Raw genomic sequence first — 14,579 nt, forward strand, 5'->3', positions numbered from 1 at the left:
GGCCGCGTCGAGAAGGGCATCGTGAAGGTCGGCGAGGAAGTCGAGATCGTCGGCATCCGTCCGGTTCAGAAGACGACCTGCACGGGCGTCGAAATGTTCCGCAAGCTGCTGGACCAAGGTCAGGCCGGCGACAACGTGGGCGTGCTGCTGCGCGGCACCAAGCGTGAAGACGTCGAGCGCGGCCAAGTGCTGTGCAAGCCGGGTTCGATCACGCCGCACACGAAGTTCGTGGCCGAAGCCTACATCCTGACCAAGGAAGAAGGCGGCCGTCACACCCCGTTCTTCACCAACTACCGCCCGCAGTTCTACTTCCGCACCACGGACGTGACCGGCATCATCAAGCTGCGCGAAGGCGTTGAGATGATCATGCCGGGCGACAACGCCGAGCTGGACGTCGAGCTGATCACCCCGATCGCCATGGACCAAGGCCTGCGCTTCGCCATCCGCGAAGGCGGCCGCACCGTCGGCGCCGGCGTCGTCGCGAAGATCGTCGAGTAATCTCGACCGTCTCAGCGATCAGCTGATCCAAGCGAAGGCCCCGCGGAGCAATCCGCGGGGCCTTTTGCTTTCCGATTTACGACCCACGCGATTGGGGCGCGAAGATGACATCGCGGTCATGACCTCGAATTAAGCTGCCCCATTCAGATCGTGCGGATAGCGTCTCCTCATCGGATTCACGGAGGTGACCTCATGCGCACCCTTATCGCTCTCGGCGCCGCTGGCGTCGCCCTGATGGCCGCTTCGGCCGCCGCCGCCGCCCCCAAGGTCGAGATCGAGCATGCCGCCGCGCGCGTCGTGATCATTCCCGAGGACCGCTCGGACGTGAAGGTGGAGATCACCAAGCATCACCCCAAGCTGCCCATCAAGATCGAACGCCACGGTGATCAGGTTTCGGTCGACGGCGGCCTGGGCGGTGTGAACTTCGGCATCATCAAGGTGGATGTGGCCTCGGATGGCATCCGCAACTGCAAGGTCCGCGACGGGCGGGGCTCGGTAGAGATACGGGGCGTGGGCAACGTCTCCCTTGAGGACCTGCCTCAAATCGTCATCCGCACACCTCGCCGGGCTGAAGTCTCGGCCGGCGGCGCTGTGTTCGGCGACGTGGGCCGGAGCGAAGCCCTGACCCTGGGCAACGCCGGCTGCGGCGACTGGACCATCGCCAACGTGCGCGGCGAGCTGAAGCTGCGTCAGGCCGGCTCGGGCGACGTGCGCGCCGGCCAAGCCGGTTCTCTGGACGTCAAGGTCGCGGGGTCGGGCGACATCGCCACCCAGGCTGTGGCGGGCGACGTGTCGGTCAGCGTGGCGGGTTCAGGCAATGTGCAGGTGGCGTCGGTCAGCGGCGACCTGGACGTGAAGATCGCTGGCTCGGGCGACGTGAAGGTTTTGGGCGGCCGAGCTCGCGAGGTCGGCGTGTCGATCGCCGGTTCGGGCAATCTGGACTTCGGCGGCACGGCCGACAACCTGCGGGCCAAGATCGCCGGCTCTGGCGACGTGCGGGCCCTGCGGGTGACGGGTGAGGTCAGCAAGTCCGTCGTGGGCTCCGGCGACGTGCGCGTCGGCAGCTGAGCCCCTTAAAAACTACTTCTCGCTCGATCTTGGAGAAGCTGACGCCCCGGAGGTGATTCCGGGGCGTCTTTTTTATCTTCTCTTACGCTTAGCGCAGGAAGCCGCCGAACAGACCGCCGATGTCGGTCAGGTCGGCGCCGGCGCGGTCACGATCCTTCAGCGAGCCGCCGAAGGTGTAACGGACGCCCACGTTGACGCTGTCGGCCTTCAGGTCGGCCAGGTCATCGGATTCGGCGTGGTTGTAGCCGCCGAAGACGCTCCAGCCGTTGTCGGCGAACTTGTACTCGCCGCCCAGGCCGACGTTCCAGATGTCAGCGTCGACCGGGCCGAAGTCGGCGTTGGCGTAGCCGAGGTTGGCGTTCAGGCGGAAGTTCTCGTTGACGAAGTAGCGGGCGTCGCCCCGGACGGCCCACAGGTCGGCGTCGGTGTCGTCGGTCTGGCCGTAGGCCACGACGCCCGACAGGGTGACCTTGTCGAAGTACTTGTGGGCTTCGCCGCCGACGGCCCACACGGTGTCGTCAGCCACGTCGGCCAGGCCGGCGAAGGCGCCGACGCGCACGCCGCCGTCCAGCAGATAGGTGCCATGCACCGTGCCATAGACGTTGGTGTCGTCGCTGAGCTTGTTGTCCGAGTAGGACACGGCGCCGTTCAGGGTGACGGTCCAGGGCGTGGTCGTCTGGATGGCGACCGAGCCGTCGACGATGGCCGACGAGCCGTCTTGTTCGAACGCGTTGGTGTCGACGTTGGTGTAGTTGTAGGCGGCGCCCACGGAGCCGATGGTTTCGGCGAAGGCCGGAGCGGAGGCCAGGACGGCGACGGCCGCAGCGGCGGCGAACAGAGTGGTCTTCATGAGTTGGGTAATCCCCTTTGGATGAACATCCGGCTGGCGATCGGTCGTTATGAGGGGGAGGGCCTCTCGTCCGCCGGTGAGGGGCAGGTATGGAGCTTCGCCACAGGCCGCAATCGGCTGGGCGCTGCTCACGACATGATTGATGCAGTTTTATGACACTTGCGGAGGCGGAACATGTCCCTATCGCGAGGGCGAGCGCCCGTTCGTTTTGGATAATCTCGGTCTGCCTAGAAAATTTCTCCAAGCCGAAACTAATTTCGCCTCGTCGCGGGGGGAGTGGTCTGACGCGCTTGACGTTCCCGGAATCGCGGAGTAAACACCGCCCCTCTGTTGGACCGGCTGTGAGCTTCGGCTCAGACGCGGACCGCGGAACGACCTGATATAGTGCTAAATCTGGCGCGTTCGGGATTGGCCCACACGATTATCGTGCGGGTCTTTATCGTTTGTGCGGGCGTCGCGTTTCCGAGAGCCGAAAGGTTTTCGGGTCGGTCTTTGAAATGGTTCGAGACACGCGGGCGGATCGCCGTCTGTAGGGAATAGAAGAGCGATATGGATCGTCAGAACATCCGCATCCGGCTCAAGGCCTTCGATCACCGCGTGCTGGATCATTCCACGCGCGAGATCGTCAATACGGCCAAGCGCACGGGCGCCACAGTGCGCGGGCCTATCCCGCTGCCGACCCTGATTGAAAAATTCACCGTCAACCGTTCGCCGCACGTCGACAAGAAGTCGCGCGAACAGTTCGAGATCCGCACGCACAAGCGCGTGCTCGACATCGTCGATCCCACCCCGCAGACCGTGGACGCGCTCATGAAGCTCGACCTGTCCGCCGGCGTGGACGTCGAGATCAAGCTGTAAGGAGATAGCGAGTATGGCTCTCCCCACTCAGCGCACCGGCGTGATCGCCAAGAAGCTCGGCATGACCCGCTTCTTCGACGAAACCGGCCAGCATGTGCCGGTCACCGTCCTGTCTCTGGACGGCTGCCAGGTCACGGCCCAGCGCACCAAGGAAAAGGACGGCTACGTCGCCCTTCAACTCGGCGCCGGCGCCAAGAAGCCCAAGAACACCACGCAAGCTCTTCGCGGCCAGTTCGCGAAGGCGGCCGTCGAGCCGAAGCGCGTCGTGGCTGAATTCCGCGTCGAGGAAGACGCCCTGATCGAAGTCGGCTCCGAGCTGACCGCCGACCACTACGTCGCCGGCCAGAAGGTGGACATCCAGGGCATCACCGTCGGTAAGGGTTTCGCCGGCGCCATGAAGCGCTGGAACTTCGGCGGTCTGCGCGCCACGCACGGTGTGTCGGTGTCTCACCGTTCGCACGGTTCGACCGGTAACCGCCAGGATCCGGGTCGTACGTTCCCGGGCAAGAAGATGGCCGGTCACCTCGGCCAAGAAACTGTCACCACCCTCAACGTCACGGTCTGGAAAGTGGACGCCGAGCGCGGCCTGATCCTGATCAAGGGCGCCGTTCCGGGTTCGGAAGGCTCCTACGTGAAGGTGCGCGACGCGATTAAGTCGGCTCTGCCGGCTGACGCTCCGAAGCCGGCTGGCTTCCGCAAGGCTGGCGCCGCTCCGGTCGCCGCTGCTGAACCCGCCGTCGAAGAAGCTCCGGCTGCCGAAGCTCCGGCTGAAGGGGGCGAAGCCTAATGAAACTCGACGTCATCAATCTTGACGGCGGCAAGGCCGGCTCGGTCGAACTCTCCGACGCCATCTTCGGCATCGAAGAGATCCGGGGCGACATCCTGCAGCGCGTCGTTACCTGGCAGCTGGCCAAGCGCCGCTCGGGCAACCACAAGATTCAAGTCCGCAACGAGGTCTCTCGTACGGGCAAGAAGATGTACAAGCAGAAGGGCACCGGCGGCGCTCGTCACGGCTCGCGTCGTGCGGCTCAGTTCGTCGGCGGCGCCAAGGCCCACGGGCCGGTCGTCCGCAGCCATGCGTTCGACCTGCCCAAGAAGGTCCGCGCCCTGGCTCTGAAGCACGCCCTGTCGTCGAAGGCCAAGACCGGTTCGATCGTCGTTCTCGACGCCGCGACCCTGTCGGAGCCGAAGACGGCCGCCCTGCGCGCCAACTTCGAAAAGATCGGCCTGAAGAACGCGCTGATCATCGCCGGTCCGGAAGTGGACGCGAACTTCAAGCTCGCGGCCCGCAACATCCCGAACGTCGATGTGCTGCCGAACGCCGGCCTGAACGTCTACGACGTCCTGCGTCGCAACACCCTGGTGCTGACCAAGTCGGCCGTGGAAGCGATCGGCGTCCGTTTTGAGGAGGCTGCGTAATGGCCGCCACCGCCCGTCACTACGACACCATCCTGTCGCCGGTGATCACCGAGAAGGCCACCCTGCTCAGCGAGCAGAACAAGGTCGTCTTCAAGGTGGCTTCCGACGCCTCGAAGGATGAGATCGCCGCTGCGGTCGAAGAGCTGTTCAAGGTCAAGGTCACGAAGGTCAACACCGTCGTCACCAAGGGCAAGACCAAGCGCTTCCGCGGCATCCTGGGTCGTCGCTCCGACGTCAAAAAAGCCATCGTGACCCTGGCCGAAGGCCAGTCGATCGACATCACCACGGGGCTCTGATCCATGGCTCTGAAGACTTTCAATCCGACCTCGCCGGGCCGCCGCGCCCTCGTGCTGGTCGACCGTAGCGAGCTCCACAAGGGCAAGCCCGAAAAGACCCTCGTCGAGGGTCTGACCAAGTCGGGCGGCCGTGGCGGCAACGGCCGGATCGCTGTCCGCTTCCGCGGCGGCGGCGCCAAGCGCCTGTACCGCATCGTGGACTTCAAGCGTCGCAAGTTCGACGTGCCGGCCACGGTCGAGCGCCTGGAATATGACCCGAACCGTTCGGCCTTCATCGCCCTGGTGAAGTACGCCGACGGCGAGCTGGCCTACATTCTGGCCCCGCAACGCCTGAAGGCCGGTGACGAGATCATCGCCGCCGAGAAGGTCGACGTGAAGCCGGGCAACGCCTCGCCGCTGCGCTCGATGCCGATCGGCACGATCATCCACAACATCGAGCTGAAGCCCGCCAAGGGCGGCCAGATCGCCCGTTCGGCCGGCGCCTACGCCCAGCTGGTCGGTCGTGACGGCGGCTACGCCCAGATCCGTCTCGGCTCGGGTGAACTGCGCATGGTTCCGGACAGCTGCATGGCCACGGTCGGCGCTGTGTCGAACCAGGACCACATGAACCAGAACCTCGGCAAGGCCGGTCGTTCTCGTCATCTGGGCCGGCGTCCGCACGTTCGCGGTGTCGCCATGAACCCGGTCGACCACCCGCACGGCGGTGGTGAAGGCCGCACCTCGGGCGGCCGTCACCCGGTCACTCCGTGGGGCGTCCCGACCAAGGGCCGCAAGACCCGCAAGAACAAGGCTACGGATAAGTTCATCATCCGCAGCCGTCACAAAGCTAAGAAGGCGCGCTAAGCGATGACCCGCTCCGTCTGGAAAGGCCCGTTTGTCGACGGGTACCTCCTGAAGAAGGCCGACGCCGCTCTGTCGTCGGGCCGCAAGGACGTGATCAAGACCTGGTCGCGCCGCTCCACGATCATGCCGCAGTTCGTCGGTCTGACGTTCGGCGTCTACAACGGCCAGAAGCACGTTCCCGTGCTCGTGTCGGAAGACATGGTCGGCATGAAGTTCGGTGAGTTCTCGCCTACGCGGAACTTCCCCGGCCACGCTGCCGACAAGAAGGCCAAGAGGAAGTAGGCCATGTCGAAGCAAGCTAAAGCCCGTCGGGTAAAGCCGACTGAAGCCATGGCGAAGGTCGTGAACCTGCGCACCAGCGCCCGGAAGCTGAACCTCGTGGCTCAGTCGATCCGCGGCCTGAAGGTGCAGCGCGCCCTCAACGAGCTCGAGTTCAGCCACAAGCGCATCGCCAAGGATGTGCGCAAGGCTCTGTACTCGGCCATCTCGAACGCCGAAAACAACCACAACCTCGACATCGACAGCCTGATCGTCGCTGAAGCGTTTGTGGGCAAGAACCTGGTCATGAAGCGCTTCTCGCCGCGTGCTCGCGGTCGCGCTTCGCGTATCGAAAAGCCGTTCTCCGAGATCACCATCGTGGTCCGCGAACTGGGTGAGGCCGCCTGATGGGTCAGAAAGTCAATCCGGTCGGGCTGCGGCTCGGCGTCAACCGCACCTGGGACAGCCGTTGGTTCGCCGACGGCGACCAGTACGGCAAGCTGCTGCACCAGGACATCAAGGTGCGCCGCTTCCTGAAGGACCGTCTGAACGCCGCCGGCGTTTCGCGCATCCTGATCGAGCGTCCGCACAAGAAGTGCCGCGTGACCATCTACGCTGCGCGTCCGGGCGTGATCATCGGCAAGAAGGGCGCCGACATCGACAAGCTCCGCAAGGACCTGTCGGGCCTGACCGAAGGCGAAGTTCACCTGAACATCGTTGAAGTCCGCAAGCCTGAGACCGACGCCCAGCTGGTGGCCGAGAACATCGCCCAGCAGCTCGAGCGCCGCGTCGCCTTCCGTCGCGCGATGAAGCGTTCGATCCAGTCCGCCATGCGTCTCGGCGCCAAGGGCATCCGGATCAACGTCTCGGGCCGCCTCGGCGGCGCCGAAATCGCCCGCATGGAGTGGTACCGCGAAGGTCGCGTGCCGCTGCACACCCTGCGCGCGGACATCGACTACGGCTTCGCTGAAGCCAAGACCACCTACGGCATCATCGGCGTGAAGACCTGGATCTTCAAAGGCGAAGTGCTGGAACATGACCCGATGGCGCTGGACAAGCGTCTCGCCACTGAATCCGGCCCGGCCGGCGAAGGCGGCGGACGTGAGCGTGGCGATCGCCCGGACCGCGGCGACCGTCGTGACCGTCGCGAGCGCGCGTAAGGATTAGAGCGCCATGCTGTCACCGAAACGCACTACGTACCGCAAGCAGTTCAAGGGCCGTATCCACGGCAACACCAAGGGCGGCGCTGCGCTGAACTTCGGCGCCTACGGCCTGAAGGCTGTTGAGCCGGAGCGCATCACCGCTCGTCAGATCGAGGCTGCTCGTCGGGCGATCACCCGCCAGATGAAGCGTCAAGGCCGCGTCTGGATCCGTATCTTCCCGGACGTGCCGGTCACCGGCAAGCCCGCCGAAGTCCGGATGGGTAAAGGTAAGGGCGCCGTGGACCATTGGGCCGCGCGCGTCGCTCCGGGCCGCATCATGTTCGAAATCGACGGCGTGCCGGACGATATCGCTCGTGAAGCTCTGAAGCTCGGCGCCGCCAAGCTTCCGATCCGCACCCGCATCGTCACCCGGCTCGACGCCGGCATCGCGATGGAGGCCTAACTATGAAGATCGCCGACATCCGGGCCATGACGCCCGATCAACTGGCCGAGAACCTGCTGAACCTGAAGAAGGAGCAGTTCAACCTGCGCTTCCAGGCGGCGACCGGCCAGGTCGAAAAGACCCACCGCGTTGACGAGATCCGCAAGGATATCGCCCGCATCAAGACCGTGCTGCGCGCCAAGGCCGCGGCGTAAGGAGAACGATATGCCCAAGCGTATCCTCGAAGGGGTGGTCGTCTCCGACAAGGGCGACAAGACGGTTGTGGTGAAGGTCGAACGGACCATCCTGCACCCGGTGCTCCGCAAGACCGTTCGTCGGTCCAAGAAGTACCACGCCCACGACGAAGCCAATGCGTACAAGACGGGCGAACTCGCCCGCATCATCGAGTGCGCGCCGAAGTCCAAGCTGAAGACCTGGGAAGTCCTTCCCAAGGCTTCCGCTTAAAGTCTGGAAGGTTAAGCCATGATCCAGATGCAAACTAACCTGGACGTCGCCGATAACTCAGGCGCTCGCCGGGTCATGTGCATCAAGGTGCTGGGCGGCGCTAAGCGTCGTTACGCACACGTCGGGGACGTCATCGTCGTCTCCGTGAAGGAAGCGATTCCCCGCGGCCGCGTGAAGAAGGGCGACGTTCTGCGCGCCATCGTCGTGCGCACCAGCCAGGGCATCAAGCGCAAAGACGGTTCGATGATCCGCTTCGACAAGAACGCGGCCGTCATCGTCAACAAGCAGAGCGAGCCGGTCGGCACGCGGATCTTCGGCCCGGTTCCCCGTGAACTGCGCGCCAAGAACCACATGAAGATCATCTCCCTCGCCCCCGAGGTGCTGTAATGGCCGCGAAGATCAAGAAGGGTGACCGCGTCGTCGTGCTCACCGGCAAGGACAAGGGCAAGCAAGGCTCCGTCCTGGCCGTCTTCCCGAAGGAAGAGCGCGTTGTGGTGGAAGGCCTGAACATCGTTCAGCGCCACACCCGTCCGACCCAGGGCGATCCCCAGGGCGGCATCAAGAACAAGGAAGCTCCGCTGCACGTCTCGAACGTCGCGCTGGTGGACTCCAAGGGCAAGGCGACCCGCGTCGGCTTCCGCGTGGAAGGCGACAAGAAGGTCCGCGTGGCCAAGACCACGGGCGAGGTGATCAATGGCTGATCAAGCTTACGAGCCGCGGCTGAAGACGGTCTATCGCGAGCAGATCCGCTCGGCGATGAAGACCAAGTTCAGCTACACGAACGAGATGCAGGTCCCCAAGCTCGACAAGATCGTGCTGAACATGGGCATCGGCGAGGCTGTCGCGGACTCCAAGAAGGTCCAGGCCGCCATGAAGGACCTGGCGGCCATCGCCGGTCAGAAGCCGGCTCCGACCCGCGCCCGCCAATCGATCGCCGGCTTCAAGCTGCGCGAGAACATGGTCATCGGCGCGAAGGTCACCCTGCGCAAGGAACGCATGTATGAGTTCCTGGACCGTCTGATCACGATCGCTCTGCCGCGCGTGAAGGACTTCCGTGGCCTGAAGGCGACGAGCTTCGACGGCCGTGGCAACTACGCCATGGGCCTGAAGGAGCACATCGTGTTCCCGGAAATCAACTACGACCAGATCGATCAGATGTGGGGCATGGACATCATCGTCTGCACGACTGCGAAGTCGGACGACGAGGCGCGCGAACTGCTTCGCGAATTCCAGTTCCCGTTCAATGACGGGAAGGACAACTGATATGGCCAAGAAAAGCGCCGTAAACCGCAACGAGGCGGTCAAAGCTCTCGTCAAGCAACTCGCCGACAAGCGCGCCGCGCTGAAGGCGATCGCCAACGACGAAAGCCTGCCGCTGGAAGAACGCTTCGAAGCCCGCCTGAAACTGGCGAAGCTGCCGCGTAACTCCTCCAAGACCCGCATCCGCAACCGGTGCGAAGTCACGGGCCGCCCGCGCGCCTACTATCGCAAGCTCAAGATGAGCCGCGTCAGCCTCCGCGAACTGGGTTCGCAGGGCCTGATCCCGGGCCTCGTCAAGTCGAGCTGGTGAGGACGATCAGATGTCGATGAACGATCCCCTGAGCGACATGATCGCTCGCATCAAGAACGCCGCGACCCGCAAGCGTTCGAAGGTGTCGACCCCGGCTTCGAAGCTGCGCGCCCGCGTGCTCGACGTCCTGGCCGACGAAGGCTACATCCGCGGCTACTCGCTGGTCGAGAAGCCGGGCGCCTTCCCGGAATTCGAAATCGAGCTGAAGTACTTTGACGGCGAACCCGTCATCGTCGAAATCGCTCGCGTGTCGAAGCCCGGCCGCCGCGTCTACTCGTCGATCAAGGATCTCAAGCCGATCAAGAACGGCCTGGGCATCTCGATCCTGTCGACGCCGAAGGGCGTCATGTCCGACTCCGCAGCCCGCGACGCTAACGTCGGCGGCGAAGTCCTCTGCCGCGTCTACTAGGCGGGGAGGGAACAGACATGTCTCGTATTGGTAAGAAGGCCGTTGTGATCCCGTCGGGCGTGACCCTCACGCTCTCGGGCCAGACGGTCACGGTGAAGGGCCCCAAGGGCCAGCTCTCCTGGACGGTGTCGGAAGACGTCGAAATCAAGCAGGAAGGTAACGAGCTGACCCTGACGCCGCGCGGCGACTCCAAGCGCGCTCGCGGCATGTGGGGTCTGTCCCGCACCCTGGTGAACAACATGGTCATCGGCGTGACCCAAGGCTTCGAGGAAACCCTCGAGCTGGTCGGCGTCGGTTATCGCGCTGCGATGAAGGGCCAGGCCCTGTCGATGCAGCTCGGCTTCAGCCACGATGTTGATATCCCGGCCCCGGCCGGCATCACCTTCGCCACGCCGAAGCAGACCGAAATCAAGATCACCGGCATCGACAAGCAGGCCGTGGGCGAAATCGCTGCGAAGATCCGCAAGATCCGTCCGCCTGAGCCCTACAAGGGCAAGGGCGTGCGCTACGCTGGCGAAAACGTCCGCCGCAAAGAAGGCAAGAAGAAGTAAGCCATGGCGCTCTCTCCTCGCGAAACCGCCCTGCGTCGCGCTCAGCGCAACCGCACGCGGCTCAAGAAGCTGGCCAACGGCCGTCCTCGTCTGTCGGTCTTCCGCTCGGGCAAGAACATCTACGCCCAGGTCATCGATGACGCTCAAGGCGTCACCCTGGTCGCCGCCTCCTCGCTGGAAGGCGAAGGCAAGACCAAGGGCTCCGACAAGGCCGCTGCGGCCACTGTCGGCAAGCTCGTCGCCGAGCGTGCGATTGAAAAGGGCGTCAAGGACGTCGTCTTCGATCGTGGCGGCTACATCTATCACGGCCGGGTCAAGGCCCTGGCTGACGCCGCGCGCGAAGCCGGCCTGAACTTCTGAGGATCTGATCATGGCTCGTCCGAACGAAGGCGGCCGCGACCGTCGTCCCCGCGAACGCGAGGAAGTCGAAAGCGACATCGTCGAGAAACTGGTCCACATCAACCGCGTCGCCGCCACTGTGAAGGGCGGCCGTCGCTTCAGCTTCGCTGCTCTGATGGTCGTTGGTGACCAAAAGGGCCGCGTGGGCTTCGGTCATGGCAAGGCGCGTGAAGTGCCGGAAGCCATCCGCAAGGCCACCGAAGAAGCCAAGAAGTCCATGATCCGCGTTCCCCTGCGGGAATCGCGCACCCTGCACCACGACGGCCACGGCCGTTGGGGCGCCGGCAAGATCATGGTCCGCTCGGCTCCTCCGGGCACCGGCGTCATCGCCGGCGGTCCGATGCGCGCCGTGCTCGAAACCCTCGGCGTCCAGGACGTCGTGGGCAAGTCGACCGGTTCGTCCAACCCGTACAACATGGTCCGCGCGACGTTTGAAGCGCTGAAGGCCCAGGCATCGCCCCGCCAGATCGCCGCCAAGCGCGGCAAGAAGGTTGGCGACATCCTCGGCCGTCGTGCCGACGGCGCCTCGGCCCCGGACTCGATCGAGGGCTAAACCATGGCTGCCAAGACTGTCACTGTTCGCCAGACGGCGAGCCCGATTCGCCGCACCAAGGACCAGCGCGCCACGCTCGCCGGTCTGGGCCTCAACAAGGTGGGCCGCGTGTCCACCCTTGAGGACACCCCGTCGGTCCGTGGGATGATCGCCAAGGTCGCCCACATGATTGAAGTGGTCGGCTAATACCGCTACATCCGCCCACCCGCGCACGACGCAGGTGGGCGGATTACTTTTTTCAAAGCCGAGTCGGGGCAGGGGTCCCGGCGCAGATCTCCAAGGAGAGGCACTATGACGAAGCTCAACGAACTCGCTCCTCGCGAAGGCTCCACCAAGGGCCGGATGCGCGTCGGCCGTGGCCCGGGCTCGGGCAAGGGCAAGACCAGCGGCCGCGGCGTGAAGGGTCAGAAGTCCCGCACTGGTGTCGCCATCGCGGGCTTCGAAGGCGGCCAGATGCCGCTGCACATGCGTATGCCGAAGCGCGGCTTCAACAACCCGTTCGCCAAAGAGTTCGCTGAAGTGAACCTGTGGCGTCTGGAGCAGGCGGTCGCCGCCGGCAAGCTCGACGCCAAGAAGGCGATCGACGCCGACGCCCTGGTCGCCGCCGGCGTCATCCGTCGCAAGAAGGATGGCGTGAAGCTGCTCGGCAAGGGTGAACTGAAGGCGAAGCTGGACATCACCGTCTACGCCGCCACTCCCTCGGCCGTGAAGGCCGTGGAAGCCGCCGGCGGCAAGGTCAGCCAGACCCGTCCGGCTCCGGCCCAAGCCGAAGCCTAAGTCTTTCGCCCGGATCTCCGGGCGTCAGCTACAAACGGGGCGGCGGGTGACAACGCCCGCCGCCCTGCTTATGTGTCTCGCCACATAGTCGTGGGAATCTAGATGGCGTCAGCCGCAGAACAGCTCGCAGCCAATATGAACTTCGGGTCCTTCCAGAAGGCCTCGGAACTTCACAAGCGCATCTGGTTCACCATCCTGGCGATGGTGGTCTACCGGCTCGGCACCTACATCCCGATCCCGGGCATCAATTCCGGCGCGTTCGCTCAGGCGTTCGGCGGCCAGTCCCAGGGCATCCTGGGCATGTTCAACATGTTCTCGGGCGGCGCCGTCGAGCGGATGGCCATCTTCGCCCTGAACGTGATGCCCTACATCTCGGCGTCGATCATCGTGCAGCTGATGGGCACGGTGTATCCGCCATGGGAGAAGCTGCGGAAGGAAGGCGGGGAGGCGGGCCGCAAGACCCTCAACCAATACACCCGCTATCTGACCGTCCTGCTGGCCCTGTTCCAGTCGGGCTCCATCGCCATGGGCCTGCAGTCGAGCCCCGGCCTGGTAGACAATCCCGGCCTGTTCTTTGTGGTCTCGACCATCGTCGCCCTGACCGGCGGCACCATGTTCCTGATGTGGCTGGGTGAGCAGATCACCAGCCGCGGCGTGGGCAACGGCACCAGCCTGATCATCTTCGCCGGCATCGTGGCGGGCCTGCCCCGCGGCGTCTGGCAGATGTTCGAAATGACCCGCACGGGCGCTCTGTCGGCCTTCGCCATGTTCGCGATCATGGCCATCGCCGTGGCGGTGATCTTCGCCATCGTGTTCATGGAGCGCTCGCAGCGCCGTCTGCTGGTGCAGTATCCGAAGCGCCAGGTGGGCAACCGCATGTTTGGCGGCGACACCTCGTTCTTGCCGCTGAAGATCAACACCGCAGGCGTGATCCCGCCGATCTTCGCCTCGTCGCTGCTGCTGCTGCCGGCCACGGTCATGGGCTTTTTGGCCAACGCCAACCTTCCGGCCTGGGCCCAGTGGGTCCCCGGCGTGGTGGGCCAGCTCCAGCACGGCCAGCCGGCCTTCATGGTCGCCTACGGCCTGATGATCGTCTTCTTCTGCTTCTTCTACACGTCGATCGTGTTCAATCCGGACGACACGGCCGAGAACCTGCGTAAGTACGGCGGGTTCCTGCCCGGCATCCGTCCCGGCAAGCGCACGGCCGAGTACCTCGACTACGTGCTGACCCGTCTGACGGTGATCGGCGCGGCGTACATCACCCTGGTCTGCCTTCTGCCCGAAGCGCTGATCGGCTTCTACAACGCCCCGTTCTATCTGGGCGGCACCTCGATCCTCATCGTCGTGACCGTGACCATGGACACCGTGGCGCAGATCCAGTCCCACCTGCTGGCGCACCAGTATGAAGGCCTGATCAAGAAGTCGAAGTTGCGCGGCGGCGGTCGTGGACGCTAGTTGGAACTAGGGCCAGGAAACGGCGGGCGTTAAGACCCGTCCAGGATGTGCGAGGGGCACGTAGATGAACTTGATCTTGTTTGGGCCGCCGGCCGCCGGCAAGGGGACGCAAGCCAAGCGGCTGGTCGACGAGCACGGCATGGTTCAGCTCTCGACCGGCGACATGCTGCGCGCCGCCATCGCTTCGGGCTCCGAACTGGGGCAGAAGGTGAAGGGCGTCCTGGACCGCGGCGAGCTGGTCACGGACGAGATCGTGATCGCACTGATCGAGGACCGCCTGCCGGAGGCTGAAGCCGCCGGCGGCGCCATCTTCGACGGTTTCCCGCGCACCGTTGCGCAGGCCGAGGCGCTCGACGCCATGCTGGCCGGCCGCGGCGCCAAGGTTGATGTCGTCCTTCGTCTGAAGGTCGATGAAACGGCTCTGACGGGGCGAATCGCCAAGCGATTCGCCGAGCAGGGTCGTCCTGACGACAATCCGGAGGTCTTCGGCACCCGCTTGAAGGCCTACAACGACCAGACGGCTCCGCTGCTGCCTTACTACAAGGGGCAGGGGAAGCTGGTCGAACTGGACGGGATGGGTTCGGTGGAGGCCGTGGCGGCCGACATCGACGCCGCCCTCGGACAGGTCGTTAAATAAGCTTCGCGAAGCAGGGAACTTTCCCTGTTTCAAAGGTTGACGGGAGCGCGCCGATCCCTATAACGGTGCGCTTCCGCGAAAGGCGCGAT

General features: G+C 64.5%; 26 protein-coding genes. 25 read left to right on the forward strand and 1 reads right to left on the reverse strand.

What is annotated here, in order from left to right:
• Together P7B02_RS09035 and P7B02_RS09040 are read left to right on the forward strand one after the other, a co-directional pair.
• On the forward strand, positions 1-498 hold a 498-nt coding region (locus tag P7B02_RS09035), incomplete at its 5' end, for an EF-Tu/IF-2/RF-3 family GTPase (RefSeq protein ID WP_277786018.1).
• Between the two features lie 192 nt (positions 499-690).
• Positions 691-1,566, forward strand: coding sequence for a GIN domain-containing protein (locus P7B02_RS09040; RefSeq protein ID WP_277786019.1), 876 nt, complete (start codon positions 691-693; stop codon positions 1,564-1,566).
• 88 nt (positions 1,567-1,654) lie between these two features.
• On the opposite strand, the gene P7B02_RS09045 is transcribed toward P7B02_RS09040, so the two are convergent.
• Positions 1,655-2,416, reverse strand: coding sequence for an outer membrane beta-barrel protein (locus P7B02_RS09045; protein WP_277786020.1), 762 nt, complete (start codon positions 2,414-2,416; stop codon positions 1,655-1,657).
• A 549-nt stretch (positions 2,417-2,965) separates the two neighbouring features.
• Here P7B02_RS09045 and rpsJ point away from each other — a divergent pair.
• From rpsJ to P7B02_RS09160, 23 genes are all read left to right on the forward strand, one after another.
• Positions 2,966-3,274: a 30S ribosomal protein S10 gene (rpsJ, locus tag P7B02_RS09050; RefSeq protein ID WP_004616952.1), complete on the forward strand. Its 309-nt coding sequence runs from the start codon at positions 2,966-2,968 to the stop codon at positions 3,272-3,274.
• A gap of 13 nt (positions 3,275-3,287) precedes the next feature.
• The gene (gene rplC / locus P7B02_RS09055; RefSeq protein ID WP_277786021.1) at positions 3,288-4,061 is read left to right on the forward strand and encodes a 50S ribosomal protein L3; all 774 of its coding nucleotides are present in this window, start codon (positions 3,288-3,290) and stop codon (positions 4,059-4,061) included.
• A complete protein-coding gene (rplD, locus tag P7B02_RS09060; protein ID WP_277786022.1) occupies positions 4,061-4,693 on the forward strand; it encodes a 50S ribosomal protein L4 in 633 nt (210 codons plus the stop codon). Before rplC ends, rplD begins: the two co-directional genes overlap by 1 nt.
• On the forward strand, positions 4,693-4,989 hold the full coding sequence (locus P7B02_RS09065; RefSeq protein ID WP_277786023.1) for a 50S ribosomal protein L23: 297 nt from the start codon (positions 4,693-4,695) through the stop codon (positions 4,987-4,989). The genes rplD and P7B02_RS09065 overlap by 1 nt, the downstream gene beginning before the upstream one ends.
• Positions 4,990-4,992: 3 nt before the next feature.
• The gene (gene rplB, locus P7B02_RS09070) at positions 4,993-5,832 is read left to right on the forward strand and encodes a 50S ribosomal protein L2 (RefSeq protein WP_277786024.1); all 840 of its coding nucleotides are present in this window, start codon (positions 4,993-4,995) and stop codon (positions 5,830-5,832) included.
• Positions 5,833-5,835: 3 nt separating this feature from the next.
• Positions 5,836-6,114, forward strand: a complete 279-nt coding sequence (gene rpsS / locus P7B02_RS09075; RefSeq protein WP_277786025.1) for a 30S ribosomal protein S19 — start codon at positions 5,836-5,838, stop codon at positions 6,112-6,114.
• Between the two features lie 3 nt (positions 6,115-6,117).
• A complete protein-coding gene (rplV, locus tag P7B02_RS09080) occupies positions 6,118-6,498 on the forward strand; it encodes a 50S ribosomal protein L22 (protein ID WP_277786026.1) in 381 nt (126 codons plus the stop codon).
• Positions 6,498-7,250, forward strand: a complete 753-nt coding sequence (gene rpsC, locus P7B02_RS09085) for a 30S ribosomal protein S3 (protein ID WP_277786027.1) — start codon at positions 6,498-6,500, stop codon at positions 7,248-7,250. The genes rplV and rpsC overlap by 1 nt, the downstream gene beginning before the upstream one ends.
• Before the next feature lie 13 nt (positions 7,251-7,263).
• Positions 7,264-7,695, forward strand: a complete 432-nt coding sequence (rplP, locus tag P7B02_RS09090) for a 50S ribosomal protein L16 (RefSeq protein WP_277786028.1) — start codon at positions 7,264-7,266, stop codon at positions 7,693-7,695.
• A 2-nt stretch (positions 7,696-7,697) separates the two neighbouring features.
• The gene (gene rpmC / locus P7B02_RS09095) at positions 7,698-7,889 is read left to right on the forward strand and encodes a 50S ribosomal protein L29 (protein WP_277786029.1); all 192 of its coding nucleotides are present in this window, start codon (positions 7,698-7,700) and stop codon (positions 7,887-7,889) included.
• 10 nt (positions 7,890-7,899) lie between these two features.
• Entirely contained in the window at positions 7,900-8,139 is a 240-nt protein-coding gene (gene rpsQ, locus P7B02_RS09100) for a 30S ribosomal protein S17 (protein WP_277786030.1), read from the forward strand.
• Positions 8,140-8,157: 18 nt separating this feature from the next.
• Positions 8,158-8,526: a 50S ribosomal protein L14 gene (rplN, locus tag P7B02_RS09105; protein WP_277786031.1), complete on the forward strand. Its 369-nt coding sequence runs from the start codon at positions 8,158-8,160 to the stop codon at positions 8,524-8,526.
• Positions 8,526-8,840, forward strand: a complete 315-nt coding sequence (gene rplX / locus P7B02_RS09110) for a 50S ribosomal protein L24 (protein WP_277786032.1) — start codon at positions 8,526-8,528, stop codon at positions 8,838-8,840. The genes rplN and rplX overlap by 1 nt, the downstream gene beginning before the upstream one ends.
• Positions 8,833-9,402, forward strand: coding sequence for a 50S ribosomal protein L5 (gene rplE, locus P7B02_RS09115; protein ID WP_277786033.1), 570 nt, complete (start codon positions 8,833-8,835; stop codon positions 9,400-9,402). The genes rplX and rplE overlap by 8 nt, the downstream gene beginning before the upstream one ends.
• A 1-nt stretch (position 9,403) precedes the next feature.
• Positions 9,404-9,709 (forward strand): 30S ribosomal protein S14, encoded by a 306-nt coding sequence (gene rpsN, locus P7B02_RS09120; RefSeq protein ID WP_277786034.1) that lies wholly within the window; start codon positions 9,404-9,406, stop codon positions 9,707-9,709.
• A 10-nt stretch (positions 9,710-9,719) separates the two neighbouring features.
• Positions 9,720-10,118, forward strand: a complete 399-nt coding sequence (gene rpsH, locus P7B02_RS09125) for a 30S ribosomal protein S8 (RefSeq protein ID WP_277786035.1) — start codon at positions 9,720-9,722, stop codon at positions 10,116-10,118.
• Positions 10,119-10,135: 17 nt separating this feature from the next.
• A complete protein-coding gene (gene rplF / locus P7B02_RS09130) occupies positions 10,136-10,669 on the forward strand; it encodes a 50S ribosomal protein L6 (protein ID WP_277786036.1) in 534 nt (177 codons plus the stop codon).
• A 3-nt stretch (positions 10,670-10,672) separates the two neighbouring features.
• Positions 10,673-11,029, forward strand: a complete 357-nt coding sequence (gene rplR, locus P7B02_RS09135) for a 50S ribosomal protein L18 (protein WP_277786037.1) — start codon at positions 10,673-10,675, stop codon at positions 11,027-11,029.
• Positions 11,030-11,039: 10 nt separating this feature from the next.
• Positions 11,040-11,621 (forward strand): 30S ribosomal protein S5, encoded by a 582-nt coding sequence (gene rpsE, locus P7B02_RS09140; protein ID WP_277786038.1) that lies wholly within the window; start codon positions 11,040-11,042, stop codon positions 11,619-11,621.
• A 3-nt stretch (positions 11,622-11,624) separates the two neighbouring features.
• Entirely contained in the window at positions 11,625-11,807 is a 183-nt protein-coding gene (rpmD, locus tag P7B02_RS09145; RefSeq protein WP_277786039.1) for a 50S ribosomal protein L30, read from the forward strand.
• 105 nt (positions 11,808-11,912) lie between these two features.
• Positions 11,913-12,398 (forward strand): 50S ribosomal protein L15, encoded by a 486-nt coding sequence (gene rplO / locus P7B02_RS09150; RefSeq protein WP_277786040.1) that lies wholly within the window; start codon positions 11,913-11,915, stop codon positions 12,396-12,398.
• A gap of 102 nt (positions 12,399-12,500) precedes the next feature.
• Positions 12,501-13,853 carry a preprotein translocase subunit SecY gene (gene secY, locus P7B02_RS09155; RefSeq protein ID WP_277786041.1) on the forward strand — a complete coding sequence of 451 codons (1,353 nt, stop codon included), beginning with the start codon at positions 12,501-12,503 and terminating at the stop codon, positions 13,851-13,853.
• 64 nt (positions 13,854-13,917) lie between these two features.
• Positions 13,918-14,490 carry an adenylate kinase gene (locus tag P7B02_RS09160; protein ID WP_277786042.1) on the forward strand — a complete coding sequence of 191 codons (573 nt, stop codon included), beginning with the start codon at positions 13,918-13,920 and terminating at the stop codon, positions 14,488-14,490.
• Positions 14,491-14,579 lie beyond the last annotated feature (89 nt).

Source organism: Caulobacter segnis (assembly GCF_029543125.1).
GTDB lineage: Bacteria > Pseudomonadota > Alphaproteobacteria > Caulobacterales > Caulobacteraceae > Caulobacter > Caulobacter segnis_D.